The organism is Pseudomonas retamae (assembly GCF_043496865.1).
Lineage (GTDB): Bacteria > Pseudomonadota > Gammaproteobacteria > Pseudomonadales > Pseudomonadaceae > Aquipseudomonas > Aquipseudomonas retamae.
Map to the genome: position 1 here is coordinate 30988 of NZ_JBIEIL010000001.1, position 20247 is coordinate 51234.

Genomic DNA, 20247 nt, shown 5'->3' on the forward strand with positions numbered 1-20247 from the left:
TCATGCAGCGCCTCATTCTTTCCCTGTTGATCTGCCTGGGCTTCGTGCTCCCGGCCACGGCTCAGGCCTGGTGGCAGGACGACTGGCATTACCGCAAACAGATCGCCATCGACACCACGCCGCAGGGCGCGGCGATCAATCAGGCGCTCGGTCGCACGGCGCTGCTGGTGCGTTTGCACACCGGCAACTTCAGCTTCGACGGCGTGAAGGAGGACGGCTCGGACCTGCGCTTTGTCGCCGCCGACGACAAAACCGTGCTCAACCATCAGATCGAAAGCTTCGATGCGCTGATGGGCATGGCGCTGATCTGGGTCGACGTGCCGAATGTCGAGGGCGGGCAGCGTCAGGACATCTGGATGTACTACGGCAATCAGAAGGCGCCGGCGACCGGCAATGGCCAACTGACCTTCGACCCGAATTACACCGCGCTTTACCATTTCGACGGCGCCACCGGCACGCCGGCCAAGGACACTACTGCTTACGGCAACACCGCGCAGAGCGCGACCGGTGCGGCGATTGATGGTGTGGTCGGGCGTGCCTTGCAGTTCAGCGGGCAGCCGTTGCTGCTGCCGGGCAGTCCGTCGCTGCAGCACAACGCCGGCAGTGCGTTCACTTTCAGCGCCTGGCTGCGTGTGGATCAGGCCAGTGGCGAGCAACTGATTCTGGCTCGCCGCGAAGGCACGCAAAGCCTGCTGATTGGTATCAGCCAAGGCCTGCCGTTCGTGGAAATCGACGGCCAGCGCGCCGCTGCCACGCAAGCACTGACCCCGGCGCAATGGCAACACGTCGCGCTGACTGCCGAAGGTTCGAAAGTCACCCTGTACATCAATGGTCGCGAAAGCGCCGTGTTGGCCCAGGCGATGCCGGCGTTCAATTCGGTCATGGCTATCGGCGCGGATCTTCACGAAGGGCCGTTCCAGCCGTTCGTGGGCGCTATCGATGAGCTGCGCCTGTCGAAGGTCGCCCGTCCCGCCGCGCTGCTGTTGGCCGACGCCACTTCGCAGGGCGCCGAGTCGAAACTGGTGGCGTACGGCGTCGATGAAGAACAGTCCGGTTTCGGTTTCGGCAGCCTCGGTTTCCTGCTCAATGCGGTGCCGGTGGACGCCTGGGTGATCATCGCCGTGCTGGTGCTGATGATGTTCCAGTCGTGGATCATCATGCTGCGCAAGAACCGCACCCTTAGCCGCGTTACCGCAGCCAACGAAGACTTTCGCACGCATTTCGCCAAGGTCGGCACGCGCCTGGAAATGTTCGCCGACGACGCGCAACTCGCTCAGCGCCTGCAACATTCGTCGCTGTGGCGCCTGTATCTGGTGGCGGTCAAAGAAATCCGCACCCGCCGCGAGCAGGGCGCCGACACCTCGTCGGTGTCTGCCGCGACCATCGAAGCCATCCGCTGCTCGATGGACGGCGTGCGTACCCGCGAAAACCAGCAACTGAGTTCGAAACTCTCGACCCTGTCCAACGCCATCGCTGGCGGCCCGTACATCGGCCTGCTCGGCACCGTGCTGGGGATCATGGTGGTGTTCCTCGGCACGGCGATGGCCGGCGACGTCAACATCAATGCCATCGCACCGGGCATGGCTGCCGCGCTGTTGGCCACGGCCATGGGCCTGTTCGTCGCGATTCCGGCGCTGTTTGGCTACAACCGCCTGATCACCCGCAACAAGGAAGTCAGCGCCGACATGCGCGTGTTCGTCGACGAGTTCATCACCCGTCTGGCGGAGATGCACGGCGAGAGCCAGTTCAGTGAATCCACGCATGCGCGCGGCCATCACGCCAACCATTCCGTACCGGCCTGAGGAGCACTGACATGGCGTCCGTAAATGCCTCCCATGACGATGACGAAGATGCCGCAGTGGACAGCATCAACATCACGCCGCTGGTCGACGTGCTGATGGTGGTGTTGGTGATGTTCATCCTCACCGCCACCGCGCAGGTCTCCGGGATTCAGATCAACCTGCCCAAGGCCAGCGCCTCGGTGTCGCTGTCGGAGGCCAAGACCAAGGCGATTTCGGTGAATGATGGCGGTCAGGTGTTTCTTGATGCCTACCCGGTGACCCTCGCCGAGCTGGAAGAGCGCCTGCGTATCGAGAAAGCGCAGAGCCCGGATTTCCCGGTGATCGTGCGCGGCGATGCGACGGTGCAGTACCAGAAAGTCATCGAGGTGCTGGATCTGTTGCGCCGGCTGGAACTGTCCCAGGTCGGTCTCGTCACCGGCAAACCGAGTCAGGGCTGAGTCATGACTGCACAACTTCCGATCGAGCCATTGCCGGTGAAGAAGTCGCCGCTGCGTTATGCCAAGTGGGGCGCTGGTCTGCTCATTGCTGCAGTGGCTGCGTGGTTCCTCTGGCAGTGGGCCAACGACATGGCCGGCGTGCGCCGCGAAGCGCCGAAGGTGCCGACGATCATTCCGTTGCCACCACCGCCACCTCCGCCGGAGAAACCGCCGGAGCCGGAAACCCCGGTGGAAGAAAAAGTCGTCGAGCCGGAGCCAACGCCCGAGCCGCAAGAGGTCAAGCCCGAGGAAGAAGCGCCGCCATCGCCGGCGGACGATCTGGCCAACCCGATGCAAATGGACGGCGATGCGCAAAGCGGCAATGACGCCTTCAACATCGGCGCGGGCAAGGGCGGCGGCATGGCCGGGGCCGGCGGCGGGCGTTTGGGCACCGGCACGTACAGCCAGTTCCTCGCGTTCACCTTCCAGCGCTTGCTGCGAGAGAACCCCGAGCTGCGCAACCTCGCGTTTTCGCTGCAGGCGGATGTGTGGCTGAGCAGCGTCGGTGAGATCACACGCGTCGAGCTGATCAAGTCCAGCGGCAACCCGCAAATCGATACCCAGGTGCTGGCCGCGCTGCGTGGCGCGCCGGCCCTCAGCGAACGGCCTCCGGCCTCGATCACTTTGCCCGTGCGCCTGTCCCTGCAAGGACGGCGCCCCGGTTAACCCAGCCTGTTTATTGCCAAGCCCTCGAGCTTGGCCAAAAGGAGTTGTGTGCAGATGATTTCCAATGTGAATCGATTGTCCCTGGCGGTCGGCATGGTCGTCGCGACCCTGGTCGGTCAGGCCGTGGCCGCGCCGGCACCCTCGGAGAACGCCACGATCAATCTGATCCGCTTGCTGGTCGAGCAGGGCATTTTGAAACAGGACAAGGCCGATGCTTTGATCGCTCAGGCACAGAACGAAGCCGCTCAGGCCAAACAGGCGGCGGCATCCACCGCCGTGGCGGCCGGGCCAGTGGCGGCGCCGGGCGATGTCCGGGTGCAATATGTGCCGGCGGCGGTGCGTGATCAGATCCGCGATCAGGTCAAAGCCGAGGTCATGGCCACCGCGAAACAGGAAAACTGGGCCGCGCCCAACAGCTTCCCGGAATGGGCTGCGCGCATCAGCTTCGACGGTGATATTCGCCTGCGCAACGAATCGCGCTACTACTCGGACAGCAACAGCAACGAGATCGTCGACTTCGCCAAGCTCAACAACAACGGCCCGTACGACGTCAATCCCAACAGCAGCACCAGCCTGCCGCCGTTGCTCAATACCCGCGAAGACCGCACCAACCAGTTCCGCATTCGCGCGCGGCTGGGCATGAAAGCCGAGATCTCACCGCAATGGACCGCCGGCATTCGCATCGGCACCGGCTCCGACAACAACCCGGTCTCGACCACGCAAAACCTCGGCGGCGGTTTCGCCAAGAAAGACATCTGGCTCGATCAGGGTTACCTCAACTGGAAACCGAGCGATGAGCTGACCCTGACCGGCGGGCGCTTTGCCAACCCGTTCATGTCCACTGACATGCTCTATTCCAATGACCTCAATTTCGACGGCGTCGCAGCGCTGTTCGATCACAAGCTCAACCGCGACTGGGGCGTGTTCGGCACCGTAGGCGCGTTCCCGGTCGACTACACCAACGACACCGCCAGCAGCAATGGCTTCGACAAGGAAGAGAGCGACAACAAGTGGCTGTACGGTGCGCAGATCGGCGCCAAATGGGCGATCAACAGCAACAACCGCTTGAAGGGCGCATTGGCCTATTACCGCTTCGACGATATTGAAGGCCAGCGCTCGGCGCCTTGCGAACCGTGGGCCGGCGCGCCCGGCTGTGATAGCGACGGCAGCCGTGCGGCGTTCATGCAGAAGGGCAACAGCGTGTTCCTGCTGCGCGACATTACGCCCAACCCGCTCAACCCGACGACCACGCCGCAACCGCAATTTGTCGGCCTCGCCTCGGAATTCAATCTGCTCGATCTCAACGTGGTCTGGGATGCCGACCTGCCGGAAGACTTCAAACTGCGCAGCCAGGGCAACTACATCCACAACCTCGCCTACAACGAAGGCGACATGCGCAGGCGTTCGGCCGGGCAGATCGTCAACAACCTCGACAGCAACGGCGACATCGACAGCGGCGCCAACGCGTGGATGGTGCAGTTCACTCTCGGCAGCGCGCTGGATCTGAAAAAGCAGGGCGACTGGAACATGTTCGCTGGCTACAAATACATCCAGCCGGACGCCTTGCCGGACGGCTTCAACGACTCGTCGTTCCACCTTGGCGGCACCAACGCCAAGGGCTATTTCCTCGGCGGCAACTACGGCTTGGCGAAGAACGTTTATGCCACCGGTCGCTGGATGAGCACCGAGGCGGTGTACGGCGCGCCGTACGACATTGACGTCTTGCAGCTTGAGATCAACACGCGCTTCTAAGGCGCCGGGAGAGGCTTATGAAATCGCGATTCGTGTTGCTCGGGCTCGGCCTGTTGATCGCTACTGGCGCAAATGCCGAAGGCATGGAAGAACGCCTGCGCACGCAATTGCGCAGCACCACTCAACAGCTTCAGGCCCTGCAAAGTCAGCAGGCCCAGGCCAGCGCCGCGCAACTGGCGGCGCAGAACGAAGCCAAGGCGGCGCAGGCACAGATCAAGCAACTGACGGCGGAACTGGCCAAGGCCCAAGGCCTTGCCGAACAGCTCGCCGGCCAGCAACAGAGCCTGCACAGCCAGGCCCAGGCGCAAGTGGCGGCCAGCGTCGAGCAGACCGGCAAATTCAAGAAGGCCTACGACGATTTGTTGGTCATGGCCCGGGGCAAAGAGGCGGAACGCGCCAGGCTTGAGGCGCAATTGACTGAACGTGACACACAAGTGCAGCAATGTTCAGCCAAGAATCAGCAGATGTACGGCGTCGCCAAGCAGATCCTCACCGCCTACGAAAACATCGACGTCGCTGAGGTGATGAAAATCCGCCAGCCCTTTGCGGGCAGTGCGCGGGTCAAGTTCGATGAATTGGCTCAAGGCTTTGGCGACGAACTCTACAAAACCCAATTCGACGCGCCGCAAGCCGCGCGCGCCCACTGACAGACAAGGAAGAAGCCATGACTCAATTGATCAGCCATGTATCGCCACAATCCCTGACCGAGGTGCTGCAAGCCGCCGGTTACCGCGTCAACCAGACCGAGCAGAACGGCATCGTCCAGTTGCTCAGCGCCAGCCAGGGCATCGGCTACGCCGTGCGGTTCGGCAATCCGGCAGCGGAGCAGGGCAGCTACGTCGACTTCACCTTCAGCTGTGCGCTGCGCGTGCAAGGCGAGTTGCCGCCGGGTGTGGCCGAGCAGTGGAACGCCACCCGGCGCTTTGCGCGGTTGTCGTTGCAGGGCGAGTTTCTGGTGATGGAAATGGACGTGGTGCTGGCCGCCGGCGTGAGTAACGATCATCTGCGCGGCAACCTGGAATTGTGGGATCGACTGTTGCAGGAATTCATCGTCTACCTGCGTGACTTCAGTCAGGCCGCACAGGCCGCGACCACCGAAGCGGCAGTCGCCGAGCATGAGGAAGTCGCGCTGTGAAAAAGCCTGCCATGGTGATCAGCGCCGCTGCGGTGGCGCTGTTGGTGGTGGCTGTGGCGCTGGTGCTGCGCCCGGGCTCTGACCCGGTTGCCGCCCAGCAACCGTCGCCTGTCGCCGCGATTGCTGCGGGGCCTGCGGTGGCGCGGTTGGGTAATCAGCAAGTCAGCCCAGAGGAACTTCAGGCGTTGCTGGCGACCGTTGCGCCCGAAGCTCGCGAGCAACTGCGCGGCAATCGCGAGGCGCTGGAGCGCTGGATTCGTGCGCGGCTGGCCGAGAAAGCGGTACTGGAACAGGCCGACGCGCAGGGCTGGGCGCAGCGCCCGGATATCGTGCGCCAGACCCGTGCGGCGACTGAGCAGATTGTCTTTCGCGATTATCTGCGCTCGGTGAGTCAGGTGCCGGCGGAGTATCCAAGTGCGGCTGAAATTCAGCAGGCCTACGACGCGGGCAAGGCCAACTGGCAGACGCCGGCGCTGTATCGGGTCAGTCAGATTTTCCTTGGCGCCAGTGATGCTTCGACGCTGGAAACGGTGCGCAAACAAGCTTCTGAATTGAGCAAGAAAGCGCAGGCCTCACCGGCGGAATTCGCCGCACTGGCGACGCAATATTCACAGGATCGCGTCACGGCGGAGCGGGGCGGTGATAGCGGGCTGCAACCGATGCAGCAATTGGTGCCGGAAGTGCGCGGCGCCGTCGCTCGGCTGAAAGTCGGTGCCGTTTCCGATCCCGTGCAAAGCGCCGCCGGTTTCCACGTCATCAAACTTACCGAGCAACAACCGGCCCGCACCGCGACGCTGGACGAATTGCGCGATCAACTGACCCAGGCCCTGCGTGCGCAACGCCAGGAGCAGGTCGCCCAGGCGTACCTGGACGGCATGCTCAACACCGCCACGCTGAGCATCGACGGCGCCGAACTCAATAAAGTCCTCGAGGAAAAACGCTGACCTGAGTATCACCGTCTCCCCTTTTAGGAGCGAGCCTGCTCGCGAAGGCGTCGGCACATCCCACACGTAACTGACTGACCCACCGCTTTCGCGAGCAGGCTCGCTCCCACAGGGGAATGTTGAACATCCATACACATAGATCGACAGGGAGTCATCAATGTCATTCACCGAACCCGCAGGACGCGCCGGCACCAGCGATTACCGCTCGCCCGACAACAAGCCCGAAACCTGGCTCAGCCACGCCGCCGCCATCGACAGCGACGTTGCACAATATTTCCTCGTCAGCGCCCGTTGCGGCTGTTTCATGCAAGCGGCGCGCAGTCTCAATGTGCGCTCGACGCTGCTGCGCAAACAGCTCGCGCAACTCGAACAACAATTGCAGCACAGCCTGTTCAGCTTTCAGGGCAGCGCCCTCAGCCTGACCCGCGAAGGCCAGCAGCTTCAGGCGCGACTGATCACCCTGGCCAACGAACGCAAACTCCCCGTAATCGAACAGCCGCTGATTCGCCTCGCGGTGGCCGAATCGATCCTCCACGACATTCTCGGCCGCGACCTCATCGCGCTGCTGCGGCGCAACGCCAGTGTGCGTCTGGAAATCATCGCGCTGGACAGCGAATTGTCATTGCGCGCGGTCAGTGCCGACATTGTTCTCTGGCTCGCCCACGGCTCAACCCCGCATCCTGGCCCGACCTTTGCCACCTGCGAACCGCAGCGGCTGGCCTGTCTGGATTACCTGCCGCACATCGCCAAACGCTATTCCCGCGTGACCGCGCGCCCGGAAACGCCGGACGATCTTGCCGATTTCATGCTGGTGCAGTGGCAGCATGATCGGCAGATTGACAGCTTTCGTCCGTGGAATGAGCTGGTTGAGCAGCGCCTGGCCGGGGTGGTGCAGATGCAGTCGTATGAATTGATGCTGGAGATGATTCGCTGCGGCGCGTGCATTGGGTTGTTGCCGGCGTATATGAGCCGGTTTGATCGGGGGTTGATTGCGTTGCCTGGGTTGTTTGTTGAGCCCATGCGATTGCAGGCTTGGCTCGCGGTCAATGCTGAGTCTGGGGAGTTGCCTGAGGTTCAGGCGATTACCGAGCTTATTCAACATACGTTTGCTGAACGGCGCGAATGGTTTCAGCCTTGACGTCAATCTCCTGTGGGAGCGAGCCTGCTCGCGAAGGTGGCCTGACAGCTGGCATTGCCACTCACTGACCCAACGCCATCGCTGGCAAGCCAGCTCTCAGAAGGGTAAAGCTGACTGGAAATTGGAATCTGATCACTCCCACACGGATTTGTGAAGAATCCGTACAGTCTGAACACCTTGTAGAACTGTGGGAGCTGGCTTGCCAGCGATGAGGCCCGCCCGGAAAACCATACTCCCGCTTTATGCATCCAATCCAAATGTCGGCGTGAGCCTGATCGCGATAGCTCCCGAACAGCCGCCCAACACATTCCTCACATCGCACCCACCACGCAACAACATTTCCGTCGCATGCGCAACTGCGTGTTCGCAGGAGGCGAAGGTAATTGTATCTATTCTTGGTTGAGTTGCTAAATAACCCTGATGAGTAAATCCGGCTCCTTTAATTGTTTGGCAATTTGCGTAAGTTAAACTATTTATAGAATCTGAAATGATCTAGCTGAAGCGATGTGTAAAAGTCTTGTTCATATATGATCTTATTGAATTCTCGAGGTGAGGTTATTTCGACAAAAACTGGAGTGTCTGCTTGCTCGTTTTTGTATATTCTTTCGGTGTGCACCGTAGAGGTGCCCATTTTAAAGTACATGTTGTCGCCGAAGCCGGATGGCGTTTTGCGGCTTAGCCAAAATGTAACTTTTGTATAGTTTTTTTTTAAATTTATAATCAAAGGGCTCGCCCCTTCCTCCCCTAGCCGCATAAAAATTACTTTTCCGCTTATCTTACCCGTTTCAGGAGCGTCCGCTGAGCGAATCTCCATTTGTTGACGATTCGATTCTCTCTCCAAGGTGAGTATGGGCGTTTCTATTTTGCCAACTCCAATGGGTTGGTCATGAAGTTGGTCAAAATTTTCTTCGTCATACGCTTCGATCACTTCAAAGATCCATGGAGGAGTGGATGACATTCCACTGCCATATAAAGCCATCGCGGTAATTTTATATGTTGTAAGCGTTAGTTCGCTTATCGTGTGACTCCAGTGACCCTTTTCATTGACTTTTATATTGGGCCCTAGAGGGGCTTCACCATCATAGAGATTGATCATCTGATTGATGCTTGCATTGCCACTAAATGTGACGGAGGTGTCGTTGGTTTTCCCGCCGTTGGTAATTTCAATTCCCTTTGAGTCGCATAAACTAGTAATCGTTGGCCTGAATTCAACGAGCGCTTCGACGTCATAGCTGCGTATCAAAAATGGTTTCGCCAGCTCAATATCCGGACATTTCCCAAACCCCACACTCATCTCAATGGTCAGTGACGTCCCATCCTTCAACCCCTGCAAATTTTCATAAGGCGCAGTCGCTTCAAAGAAACCCTCCCTAACCCAATCAGCATTCACGTACGCAAACGATCCATCCCACACATATCGTTCATAAGGCGTGTCATTGGCGTTAGTGCCTTTAAACAACAACCAGACAGGTTGCCCCACAGCCATTAAGGAAAAGCCCGGACACCACATTTTCCCCTCGGGCGTCACGTCTAGGAGGTTCAAGTCTGGTCCTTCACCTGCATCCGCCGCTTCTTTCAAGCGTGGCGCGCGAAGCTCTTCTGGCGGCAAATTTTGAACGTTCAGCGTGAAAGTCTGGGACGGGACCGGATCACCACCACTACGAATGATGCTGTAGCTCACCGTTACGCTGCTGCCCAGGCAAAACGCCAACAGCGCAGGCGGGATATCGATGTTCAAACCGGTTTCGCTGATGGGCCGAGGCGTGGAAGTGTGCGAGCCTTCGGCGTGGGTGCCGGGCGCGGCCGTCCAGCTGACGCTGAGCAGGTCGGAAGGCTGGGTAGTGCCCGCTGGCACGATGACGGTAAGTCGGGTCAGGGCGTCGAGCGGCGCCAGTGTCGCGCCGGTGGCCTGCAACACACTCGGCGGTTTCAGTTCCAGGGCAGCACCGATGACCAGTGCGGTTGCTGTGTTGGATATACCCACCAGCGCACCGGGGGAGCCGTCCGCATTGTCGGGCTTCCTCAATTCATAAAACACACTGACCGTTCTGCCCGGAATGCTGACCTTGTGGTTTGGCACTTCGATTACGATGAGCTGTTTTAGCTCGAATTCGTCTTCCACAACTGTGCAGCTTTGTTCATCAAACACGTCGGGGTGATCAGGGTGGGTTGCGGTGTAGAACGTGGTGACCTTGTAGCCGGCGACGAAGCGAATGTCCGTCGGCGCAATGACGATGAGGAGCGGCTTGTCCATGAGTTTGCCAAGATCGATTTCCGGTGTATCGGTTGGATCCTTCAACTTTTCGCGCAGGACGGGTTTTGCAAGACGGTTGCCGTCCAGATCTTCATCGACGATCTGCGGTGGGGACCACTGAGCGTCGGGGTCAGCGGAGTTGTTTAGCTGGTCGTAGACGGTAAACAGAAAAGCCAGCTGGTGATTCTCTTGCTTGGCAGAGAGCAGAAAGGCCCGGTCTACGTCGAAATAAACCCTGGTCGGCGTTTCGGACCCGTGATCGGGTGGCTGAGGCGCTTCGGTCGGGCTTACGGTGACTTCCAGGATCTTGCCATTGCACATGAAGCTAATACGGTCATACGCCCGGGCATAAGGATATTGCACGGCGACTTTCGCCGTGGTGAAGCCTGGGCCGACACCGTTTTTTATTTCGTCCGGCAGTATCAATTTCAGTTTGGAGTGGCCGCCCGGGACGGTCAGATCATCCTTCATCCCCGGGCGGATGCGGTTGTAGATATAACTGAGCGGGAGAGAAGTGCCAACGTTTTGGCTGTTGCGCTCGACGGTATAGAACAGATAAATCACCGTGCCGGTGACAAACTGACTTTCCTTGATATGCATCTCGATCGTCGCATCTACGTCGGTGATGATTGTGGCATCCAATAACCATGGCGCCTTCGTCGAACCGGGCGAGCCCGCAACCCTGACCGGGCCGACAAACGCAGAGTCCAGTGTCGCCCATAGCCTCAAGTCGTCGTATTTCTCCACAGTCCCGGCTTGAATTGGATCAATCGAGACCCGCGCCCGTTTGAAGACCAGTTCAGGCGGGTAAATAATCACCGCGTGCAGCGGTACACCTATGTCCGCGCCGACGATGTCCTTGGTTTGCAGATCGATTTTTGGAGCATAAAGCTGCAGAGGTTTGTTTGGTTCGGAGGTCATGGCCTGATTTCCTGCTGGTGAGCGACAGGAGTTATCAAAGCGCTTATCTGGACATTGCGCACCTGTCAGATCTGACAGGTACGGCCTGGTTTCCGATGAGCGGTCACCTGGACTGGCCGAAATTGTTGTGCGAGCGAGCCTGCTCGCGAATGGTGTTCGAGTTGCTGCGCGTGTGGCTGAATTCACTTTCGCGAGCAGGCTCGCTCCCACAATGTTTGCACTCGCCAGATAGATTCCGGCCGGTTTACAGTGATCAGCCACTCCTCGATCACGGACCGATCCCATGTCAGACCAAACCCCCGCCATCCACCTCGTACGCTCCAACGAGTCCCACCTCGAAGGCATTACCGCGCTCTACAACGACCCGGCCGTGGCGCGGCAGGTGTTGCAGATGCCGTTTCAGTCCATCGAAGTCTGGCGCCAGCGGCTTCAGGCCGATAACCCACGCGCGCTGAAACTGGTGGCGCTGCACCTGGGCGTGGTGGTCGGCAGTCTTGGACTTGAGGCGTATTCGCCGATGCGTCGGGCACACGCTGGCAGTTTCGGCATGGGCGTTGCGGTCGCGTGGCAGGGCAAAGGTGTCGGCTCGAAACTGTTGGCGGCGGCGCTGGAAGTGGCCGACAACTGGATGAACCTGCACCGCGTTGAGCTGACGGTGTACGCCGATAACGAAGCGGCCATCGGTCTCTACCGCAAGTTCGGGTTCGAGACTGAAGGCCTGTTTCGTGATTACGCAGTGCGCGACGGGCAGTGGGTCGACACCCTGAGCATGGCCCGTCTGCGCGGTTCCTCGAAAGCCTGAGTCAGTCGCCCAGGGCGAACGCCACCGCCGACTGTGCATGCAGTTCGGTGGTGTCGAGGAGGGGCAGGGCGCTGTGTTCGGGCTTGATCAGCAGGCCGATTTCGGTGCAGCCGAGGATGATCGCCTGCGCGCCGCGTGCGGTCAGCGATTCGATCACCCGCTGGTAGATTTGCCGCGATTGATCGCTGATCACCCCGACGCAGAGTTCGTCGTAGATGATCCGGTGTACGTCCTTGCGCTCGGCTTCGTCCGGCACCAGCACTGTCAAGCCCTGGGCAATCAGGCGTTGCTTGAGAAAATCCTGTTCCATGGTAAACGCCGTGCCGAGCAGGCCGACGGTGCGCGCATCGATCGACAAGGCCGCGTGGGCGGCCGGTTCGGCAATGTGCAGAAACGGAATTTGGATCGCCGCCTGAATCTGCTCGGCGACCTTGTGCATGGTGTTGGTACACAGCACCACGCAATCGGCGCCACCGGCCTCGAGCCTGCGCGCGGCGTCGACCAGAATGGCCGCGGCATCATCCCAGCGCCCGGCGTGCTGGGCCTGTTCGACGGGGCCGAAGTCGACGCTGTACATCAGCAGTTGTGCCGAGCGTAAAGGGCCGAGGCGATCGCGGACCTGTTGGTTGATGAGGCGATAGTATTCGGCGCTGGATTCCCAGCTCATGCCGCCGATCAGGCCGATGGTGCGCATTGGATGTCCTCGGGCAGTGAGGTGTGTCGAGGGTTCGGGTCTGACTGGAGTGTCCATTTGTTTGCGGGCCGATGCCAGCACCGACTGACTGTACCGCTGACTTTCCATGCAAGTGTTCCGCTCGCTACAGCTTTAACGTACGCCGAGGCTTCGATCTGCCACTATCGAGGTTCGCAGGTCCTTTCCGAGGAACACCGCTATGGACGATGTACAGCAACTGGGCGAGATGCTTCGCCATTACGCCGACAGTGAAGCGCACAAGAAGCAACTGTTCGAGACGCAATCGGCGGCGTGGGCCACGCGCATTACCGCGCTGTTTGGTGATATCCAGCAATGGCTGGAACCGGTGCAGGCGCCGAATCTGCTGGAGGTGAATCGCGAGGCTTACGTCGCGTCCGGGCCGAGCGTGCCGGTGGAGACGTCGACGTTCAAGACGGAAAAGTTGAGCATTGTGATTGCCGGCAAACCGGTGGAGTTCGTGCCGGATGTGATGGGCAGCGGTGGGCAGATTTCACTGGCGGTGATGGGGCTGACAGCGGCGCGGTATGGCAGCATTTCGCTGGTGGGGCTGCCCAATGGCGAGTGGCAGTGGCGCAAGACCAACGGGTTAAAGGATCCGGATACGTTTGTGTTTGATGCGAATTTTCTTGCTCAGCAACTGCAAAGCCTGATTCCTCGGGATCGCGGTTAAGATCAAGAGCCTACCCCCTCACCCCAGCCCTCTCCCCCAGGGGGGCGAGGGGGAAAGGGAGCTGATCGAGTGCTGTTCAAAGCCTGAGTTTGATCGTTCCCACGCTCCGCGTGGGAATGCCTCAAGGGACGCTCCGCGTTCCATGGGACGCAGAGCGTCCCGGGCTGCATTCCCACGAAGAGCGTGGGAACGATCAATCAACCACCAGAGGGCAGCTCCATTGGCACGCCTCACATATCGAGGTTGACCCAGCCCGGCTTGACCTCTTCAGGCGCCACCGCCTTCACCGGTTTCCCGGTCGCCAGTTCCACCCGCCGCGCCACCTCCGGATCGTCGGCAAACGGCACCATGCTCGCCTCATCCAGACTGTCCGCCGTCTCCGGCCGCAAGCAGTACTCCACCGCCAGCCACAAAAACACCACACCCAACCCATCGAAGAACATTTCCATCACTGGCACCTCAGGCGATCTGCGCGTCACGCTGCGCCAGTGCGACATCCGCCACCCGCACCGTGCGCCAGACGTTGTAGGCCATCAGCAACATCCCGGTCAGGAAAAACACCCCACCAGCGAAGCGCACGATGAACCCGGGATGACTGGCTTGCAGCGCTTCGACGAAGGAGTAAGTCAGTGTGCCGTCCTCGTTGATCGCGCGCCACATCAGGCCTTGGGTGATGCCGTTGACCCACATCGAGGCGATGTACAGCACCGTGCCGATGGTTGCGAGCCAGAAGTGCAGGTTGATCAGCGCCGTGCTGTGCATTTGCGCGCGGCCGAAGACTTTCGGCACCATGTGGTAAGTCGCGCCGAAGGTGATCATCGCCACCCAGCCGAGCGCGCCGGCGTGGACATGGCCGATGGTCCAGTCGGTGTAGTGGGAGAGGGCGTTGACGGTCTTGATCGCCATCATCGGTCCTTCAAACGTCGACATGCCATAGAACGCCAGCGACAGCACCAGAAAGCGCAGGATCGGGTCGGTGCGCAATTTATGCCAGGCGCCGGACAGGGTCATCATGCCGTTGATCATCCCGCCCCAGCTTGGCGCCAGCAGGATCAGCGACATGGCCATGCCCAGCGACTGCGCCCAGTCTGGCAGGGCGGTGTAGTGCAAATGATGCGGGCCGGCCCAGATGTACAGGGTGATCAGCGCCCAGAAATGCACGATCGACAACCGATACGAGTACACCGGCCGGTTGACCTGTTTCGGCACGAAGTAATACATCATGCCGAGGAACCCGGTGGTGAGGAAAAAGCCCACGGCGTTGTGTCCGTACCACCACTGCACCATGGCGTCGGTGGCGCCGGAATAGAGCGGATAGGACTTGAACCAGTCCACCGGAATCGACAGGTGATTGACCACATGCAGCATGGCGATCACCACAATGAACGCACCGAAGAACCAGTTGCCGACATAGATATGTTTGGTCTTGCGCCGCACTACGGTGGTGAAAAACACCACGGCGTACGCCACCCAGACAACGGCCATCCACACCGCGCCGGAAAATTCGATCTCGGCGTATTCCTTGGTGGTGGTGTAGCCCAGCGGCAGGGTGACCAGCATGATCACGATCACCGATTGCCAGCCCCAGAAAGTGAAAGCGGCGAGGGCATCTGAGTAAAGCCTCACTTGGCAGGTGCGCTGCACCGCGTAATAACTGGCGGCGAATTGCGCGCTGCCGGCGAAGCCAAAAATGACCAGACTGGTGTGCAGCGGGCGCAAGCGGCCGAAGGTGGTCCACGGCAGGTCCAGGTTCATCTCGGGCCAGACCAGTTGCGAGGCGATCCACACGCCCATCGCCATGCCCATCACCCCCCAGAAAACCGTCGCGATGACGAATTGGCGCACGACCTTGTAATTATAGGCCGGCCCGATTGTTGCTGTGCTCATGGTCAGTTCATCCACGGTTGCCAAGTCGCGCCAGGCCTCCTGGTCTGGCATGGGCTGCACTGTAGGAATTGCGCGGAAAACAAAACAGGCTCAGCGATGACTGGTTTGTGCGGATCAGATCCGGGGCAGGGCTGTGGCGGTTTGACGCGGGCTGATATGGTTTCTCTGTAGTTTCTATTCCTTGCCACGGTCCATTGTAGGAGTGAGCCTGCTCGCGATAGCGCTGTACCAGTCAACACATCTGAACCTGACGCACCGCTATCGCGAGCAGGCTCAGTCCTACAAGTCGAAATGCCGGGACCGGGGAAACCCTTAGTATCCTCAGCGATTGGGCATTTTTCCTTGGGTCACTGATGGCCTTTTGGTAGAGTCGCGCTCGCCAGCGGGTTTTCGGCTGGACGATGGAACCGAAGAAGGGAGTCTGATCAGTGAGTCCGGGCAAAAAAATCCTCGGTCTGACGGCGTTGCTTTTGCTGCTGACGCTGTGGGCCAGTTACGTTTATCTGTTCAACGAAAACCGCGACGGCCAGCTCGGCGGTGTCGGCGAAAGCACCGCGTGGTGCGGCGCGCCACCGTCCCCTGAAGCGGCGGCGCTGGGCAAGGATCAACTGACCCTGCGCGTCACCAACAACCTGCGCGGCGAGTTCATGCTCAGCGGTTCGCTGGTGGTCTCCGAACGCACTTTCAATCGCTATGATCTCAGCCGCAATGAACTGCGCCTGCGCCTCGAGCCGTTGCAGTGGACATACGGCGCGACGCCGATCTTCCTTGAACAGGTCAAGGTGCAGCCGCTGAGCCGCAACCTGTCGGCGAGCAACAAAAGCGCCTACGCCGAACTCGAACCGCGCCCGATCGGCGTGCAGGGCCAGGCCACTGCGTTTCCGTTCGACACCTATCGCTACGGCTACAAACCGGTGCTGTATTACCTCAAGGGCAGCGAGCGCATCGACCTGCGCTTCAAGAACATCACCACGCTGATGGAGATGTCCAATACCTTCACGCCGATCCAGAAGTACAACCGCGTCGACTACATCAACGAGAACACTTCGATGATCCGCGACGAGGATTACAAACCCTACGGTCCGCATGAGTGTGCCTTCAGTGTCGAGCGCAAGGATTCGTTCAAAGTCGTGGTGTTGATGCTGTTGCTGGTGCTGTGTCTGCCGCTGATGCTGGTGTTCTATCGCGACCTGCCGGGGATCGACTTTCTTGCGACGCTGGTGGGCGTAGCGCTGGTGCGTGGGCTGCTGCTTGGGCCGGTGCAGGACTTCCGCCTGTACAACATTGACTTTTTGTTTGGTGCGGTGATTTTGCTGGTGGGAACGGTGTCGCTGATCAAGGCGATGCGGATCAATAGCCGGCGCGAGATTGCGATGCGTAGTGGTGAGACGTCCTGGTGATAATCGGGTTGAAGATCAAAAGCACCCTCACCCTAACCCTCTCCCGGAGGGAGAGGGGACTGACCGAGGTGTCTGGCGAGCTGCGTCGCGCTGAAAATCCAGTCGATTATGGATTCAATGCAGTTAGTTCAGGTCAGTGGATTTCTTGAATATCCCTCGGTCGGCCCCCTCTCCCTCCGGGAGAGGGCTGGGGTGAGGGCAGGACAGTCCCGAGCCGATCACTTAAGCGCCGGATCCCCCATATTCATCCTCTTCCACCCCTGCAACAGCACCTGCGCCTTCGGCTCCTGCCCGCTGTCGAGGTACCACTGAATCAGCGACAACCGCGCATTGCGATTCGCCGGCTGTACTTTGAGCAACCCCTCCAGCAACGCACACGCCTCATCGACCTTGCCACTCTCATGCAGCGCCACCGCCAGCACGTAACCGTACTGCGCGTTCTGCGGTTCCAGTTGTGCGGCTTTTTTCAGCGGTGACATGGCCTCGGCCGTCTTGCCGGCGCGGATCAGTGACAAGCCCTGAGTGTGTTGCAGCAATGCAGCATCCGGGTGTTGCTTGAGGCTGTCGGCGAGCAGTTTCTGCGCTTCGCTGGCCCGATCATTGGCCTCCAGCCATTGCACCAGCGTGACCAGTGCCGGATAGAAGTCCGGGTCGCGTTGCAGCGCCGAGCGCAACAAGCCTTCGACTTCGGCGGTGCGGCCGCTGGCCTGGTACAGCATCGCCAGATTCAGATTGGCCTCGGCACGTTCCAGCAGGCTCTTCTGCACCGCTTCATATTCGGCAATCGCCGCGTTCCAGTTGGCTTGCGCTGAGCCCAGACCATTGTTGCGCGATGCGCCGAGCAGGTCCCGCGCGGCGACGATGCGCACGGCTTTCACCGGGTCGCCCAACAACGGCGAAAGCAACGGCGCACGCTCTGCCGGCGGCAGGAAAGCGCTGATCGCTCGAACTGCGCTTTCACGCACTTGCGGGTCGGCATGGCGCAGGTCCTGGGTCGCCAGTTTCAACGCCTGTTCACTCGGATACAGCGGCAGCTCCGCCAGTAACGTCGCGCGCTGGATCGCCGGCAGGTTGCTGCGCTGCAACTGCGTGTACAGCGCATCTGCGGCACCGGGCTGGCCGTTGCGGATCAGCCACAGACTCTCGTCATAACGCGGCGCTTGCGCTGCGCTGGTGGCGCTCCACAGTTTGAACTGCGCAGTGACCTTGTCGCCGGCCTTGCCCTGGTGGCAGGTCAGGCAGGCGTCCGGCGTACCGAGCTTCTGCGCGCGTTCCGGGTTGGGAATGCTGAAACTGTGGTCATGCCGCAAGTCGTTGCCCATGTAGAACTTGCCGGGCATGTGGCAATCCACGCACTGCGAACCGGGCTGGCCCATGGTATGGCGGGTGTGTTCGCTGGAGTCGTAGTTCTTTGCTTGCAGGCCTTTGCCGTCGACGCCTTCGACCGAGGTCTTGCCGGCGGGGTTATGGCATTGCAGGCACACCGCGTTGCCCGGTGCCTTGAGTTCGGTGCTGTGCGGGTTGTGGCAATTGCTGCAACGCACGCCCTTGTCGAACATCTTGCTTTGCAGAAACGACCCGTGCTCGAACACCTCATCCTTGATCTTGCCGTCCAGCTCGTACAGTTCGCGGGTGAGGACGCTGGGCAGATAATCGTCCATCAAGCGCTTGCCGACCGTGAAACCATCACCCAGCGGCGCCCGACGGGCATGGCAACGCGCACAGGTTTCGATCTCGACGGTGGCGTTCTTGTCTTCCAGGTTCACGTCAAAGCCGTGGTGAAGCAGATCGGTTTTTTGCCCCGCCCATTGCACATGATTCGACGCTGGACCATGGCACGCCTGGCAGCCGACGCCGAGGCTGTTCCACTGACTGTTGAAGGTGTTGCTGGCTGCCTCGAAGTTACGCTTGAAACCGGTGGTGTGGCACTCCACGCACATGAAGTTGGCATTCTGGCTGGGTTTGCTCCAGTGCAGCGGGTTCTTGAAGTTGACGCCCTGGCCGGGATACAGATGAAACCAGCGATGCTTTTCGCTATCCCAAGCCACGCCGAGTGCCTGCAAGCGGCCATCGCCTACCTCGATCAGGTACTGCTGCAGCGGCGCGATGCCAAAGGTGTAGGCGACTTTGAAGTCCGCGTTCTTGCCGTCGATGCCCGGCGTGTTGACCCAGAATCCGCTGTCGTTGCGGGAGAAGCGCGTGGTCTCTTTTTCCGCTTTGAACGTGACGTTGTTGAAGTCGCCAAGCACGGTTTCGGCATTTGCCGTCTGCATCGCCAACTGGTGGTGCGAACCTTGCCAGTCCTTGACCTGTTCGCTGTGACAGCCTTGGCATTGTTGTTCATCGACCATGGTCGCCGGGGTTTTCGCCACGACCGCTTGCGGCTGGGCGGGGGCGGGCGCGCTGACAGGCATGGGCTTTACCGGCGCGGGAGCAGGGCTGAACAGAAACCAGCCGATGCCGGCGACGGCGGCCAATAGCACGCCGATGGCGACGGGGAACAGATAGCGTGAGGTCGAAGGACGGGACGAATCAGGGTCGGGTCGTGCGGCGTTGTTTTTATGCTTGGGCATTGCGACTTCCGTAGTCCAGGGGCATTTGCCGTCGGGCGCGCGTTCCAGCTTGTTGCAGCTTTGCCGGATGGCCGGCGTCTGTCAAATAAGGCGTGTGAGCCGTTGCGCAGCCTTGTGTGAATTTTGTGCTTTGCCAGCGCAATTACCGAGGATTTAGCTATACCTGTAACTCCCCCAGGCAAAGTTTTTGGCCTTCTGACAGGAGTTACAGCATGAAGCTAGCAGTGATGATGGGCACGCTGTGCATTGCCACCCTCGGTGTGGTGGGTTGTTCCAGCAAGACCGTCGCTCCCGACGAATACTCCGGGTTTCTCAAGGACTACAGCCAGCTCAAGGAGGCCAAATCGCCATCCGGTGCGGAAGTGATGCGCTGGATGGACCCTAAGCTCGATATCAACAAGTTCACCAGCGTGTACATCGAACCGAGTCAGCTCTACCCCAAGCCGCAGCCGACTGCGAAGATTCCGCAGCAGACCCTCAATGGCATCACCAGTTATTACGATCAGGCGCTCAAGCGTGAAATCGGCAAGTCGTTGCCGCTGGCGACCGGGCCTGGGCCGGGGGTGATTGTGGTGCGTCCGGCGATTACGGCGGTGAGCAGCAAGACTGAAGGTTTGCATGCCTATGAAGTGATTCCGATTGCGCTGGTTGCGGCGGCGGTCAGCACTGCCAGTGGTATTCGTGATCAGGAAACGACGTTGGCCACCGAAGCGGTTTTTCTTGATGGCAGTAGCAACAAGGTGGTCGCGCAGGTGGTGCGCAAGGGTACCGGGACGCCGTTGGAGAATTCTTCGCAGGTGATGAAGGCTGATGACGTCAAGAAGGTTATCGATGGTTGGGCGGTGGATATGCATCAGACTTATCTGAAGCTCAAGGCTGAGGCCAAGTGATGCGCTGAGGTTTGAGGTGTTTTCGCCGGCAGGCTGGCTCCCGTTTCGTGAACACTGAGGATTTGAGTGTGGGAGCCAGCTTGCTCGCGAAGACTTTCTTTCAGGCAATCTGGTTTTTGACCGGGTACATATCCGTTGCTGCGGTAACGGCTGCTTAGGGTTTCGCCCTTACGGCGAGTCCCTTTTTCAGACGCCAAAAAGGAACCAAAAGGCTTTGCTCCT

At 60.0% G+C, this 20247-nt stretch carries 17 protein-coding genes; 12 read left to right on the forward strand and 5 right to left on the reverse strand.

What is annotated here, in order from left to right; genetic code table 11:
• Positions 1-2: 2 nt before the first annotated feature.
• The 8 genes from ACGSLL_RS00185 to ACGSLL_RS00220 all read left to right on the forward strand — a co-directional run bounded on the left by ACGSLL_RS00185 (position 3) and on the right by ACGSLL_RS00220 (position 7913).
• A complete protein-coding gene (locus ACGSLL_RS00185) occupies positions 3-1802 on the forward strand; it encodes a DUF2341 domain-containing protein (protein WP_394501961.1) in 1800 nt (599 codons plus the stop codon).
• 11 nt (positions 1803-1813) lie between these two features.
• Positions 1814-2239: an ExbD/TolR family protein gene (locus tag ACGSLL_RS00190; RefSeq protein ID WP_007915482.1), complete on the forward strand. Its 426-nt coding sequence runs from the start codon at positions 1814-1816 to the stop codon at positions 2237-2239.
• Positions 2240-2242: 3 nt separating this feature from the next.
• Complete coding sequence (locus tag ACGSLL_RS00195; protein WP_394501965.1) at positions 2243-2944, forward strand: energy transducer TonB family protein; 702 nt, start codon at positions 2243-2245, stop codon at positions 2942-2944.
• Positions 2945-2998: 54 nt separating this feature from the next.
• Positions 2999-4696, forward strand: coding sequence for a putative porin (locus ACGSLL_RS00200; protein ID WP_394501967.1), 1698 nt, complete (start codon positions 2999-3001; stop codon positions 4694-4696).
• Positions 4697-4713: 17 nt separating this feature from the next.
• Positions 4714-5343, forward strand: a complete 630-nt coding sequence (locus ACGSLL_RS00205; protein WP_394501969.1) for a DNA repair protein — start codon at positions 4714-4716, stop codon at positions 5341-5343.
• 17 nt (positions 5344-5360) lie between these two features.
• The gene (locus ACGSLL_RS00210; RefSeq protein ID WP_394501971.1) at positions 5361-5831 is read left to right on the forward strand and encodes a YbjN domain-containing protein; all 471 of its coding nucleotides are present in this window, start codon (positions 5361-5363) and stop codon (positions 5829-5831) included.
• A complete protein-coding gene (locus ACGSLL_RS00215; RefSeq protein ID WP_394501973.1) occupies positions 5828-6775 on the forward strand; it encodes a peptidylprolyl isomerase in 948 nt (315 codons plus the stop codon). Before ACGSLL_RS00210 ends, ACGSLL_RS00215 begins: the two co-directional genes overlap by 4 nt.
• A 157-nt stretch (positions 6776-6932) precedes the next feature.
• On the forward strand, positions 6933-7913 hold the full coding sequence (locus ACGSLL_RS00220; RefSeq protein ID WP_394501975.1) for a LysR substrate-binding domain-containing protein: 981 nt from the start codon (positions 6933-6935) through the stop codon (positions 7911-7913).
• A gap of 469 nt (positions 7914-8382) precedes the next feature.
• Here the strand turns inward: ACGSLL_RS00220 and ACGSLL_RS00225 are convergent, their stop codons facing one another.
• Positions 8383-11088 carry a hypothetical protein gene (locus tag ACGSLL_RS00225; protein ID WP_394501977.1) on the reverse strand — a complete coding sequence of 902 codons (2706 nt, stop codon included), beginning with the start codon at positions 11086-11088 and terminating at the stop codon, positions 8383-8385.
• 283 nt (positions 11089-11371) lie between these two features.
• On the opposite strand from ACGSLL_RS00225, the gene ACGSLL_RS00230 reads away from it, so the two are divergent.
• Positions 11372-11890, forward strand: a complete 519-nt coding sequence (locus ACGSLL_RS00230) for a GNAT family N-acetyltransferase (RefSeq protein ID WP_394501980.1) — start codon at positions 11372-11374, stop codon at positions 11888-11890.
• A gap of 1 nt (position 11891) precedes the next feature.
• Here ACGSLL_RS00230 and ACGSLL_RS00235 read toward each other — a convergent pair whose 3' ends face one another.
• On the reverse strand, positions 11892-12584 hold the full coding sequence (locus ACGSLL_RS00235; protein WP_394501982.1) for an aspartate/glutamate racemase family protein: 693 nt from the start codon (positions 12582-12584) through the stop codon (positions 11892-11894).
• 199 nt (positions 12585-12783) lie between these two features.
• Between ACGSLL_RS00235 and ACGSLL_RS00240 the strand changes: the two genes are divergently transcribed.
• The gene (locus ACGSLL_RS00240; protein WP_394501984.1) at positions 12784-13275 is read left to right on the forward strand and encodes a hypothetical protein; all 492 of its coding nucleotides are present in this window, start codon (positions 12784-12786) and stop codon (positions 13273-13275) included.
• Between the two features lie 230 nt (positions 13276-13505).
• Here the strand turns inward: ACGSLL_RS00240 and ACGSLL_RS00245 are convergent, their stop codons facing one another.
• Both ACGSLL_RS00245 and ccoN read right to left on the reverse strand, forming a co-directional pair.
• Positions 13506-13724, reverse strand: coding sequence for a cbb3-type cytochrome c oxidase subunit 3 (locus ACGSLL_RS00245; RefSeq protein ID WP_394501986.1), 219 nt, complete (start codon positions 13722-13724; stop codon positions 13506-13508).
• A gap of 10 nt (positions 13725-13734) precedes the next feature.
• Positions 13735-15162, reverse strand: a complete 1428-nt coding sequence (gene ccoN, locus ACGSLL_RS00250) for a cytochrome-c oxidase, cbb3-type subunit I (RefSeq protein WP_394501988.1) — start codon at positions 15160-15162, stop codon at positions 13735-13737.
• 428 nt (positions 15163-15590) lie between these two features.
• On the opposite strand from ccoN, the gene ACGSLL_RS00255 reads away from it, so the two are divergent.
• Entirely contained in the window at positions 15591-16562 is a 972-nt protein-coding gene (locus ACGSLL_RS00255) for a hypothetical protein (RefSeq protein WP_394501990.1), read from the forward strand.
• Positions 16563-16780: 218 nt separating this feature from the next.
• Here ACGSLL_RS00255 and ACGSLL_RS00260 read toward each other — a convergent pair whose 3' ends face one another.
• Positions 16781-19135 carry a tetratricopeptide repeat protein gene (locus tag ACGSLL_RS00260; RefSeq protein ID WP_394501992.1) on the reverse strand — a complete coding sequence of 785 codons (2355 nt, stop codon included), beginning with the start codon at positions 19133-19135 and terminating at the stop codon, positions 16781-16783.
• A 212-nt stretch (positions 19136-19347) separates the two neighbouring features.
• Here ACGSLL_RS00260 and ACGSLL_RS00265 point away from each other — a divergent pair, with 212 nt between their 5' ends.
• Positions 19348-20025 carry a DUF3313 domain-containing protein gene (locus tag ACGSLL_RS00265; protein ID WP_208940996.1) on the forward strand — a complete coding sequence of 226 codons (678 nt, stop codon included), beginning with the start codon at positions 19348-19350 and terminating at the stop codon, positions 20023-20025.
• The last annotated feature ends 222 nt before the right edge of the window (positions 20026-20247 follow it).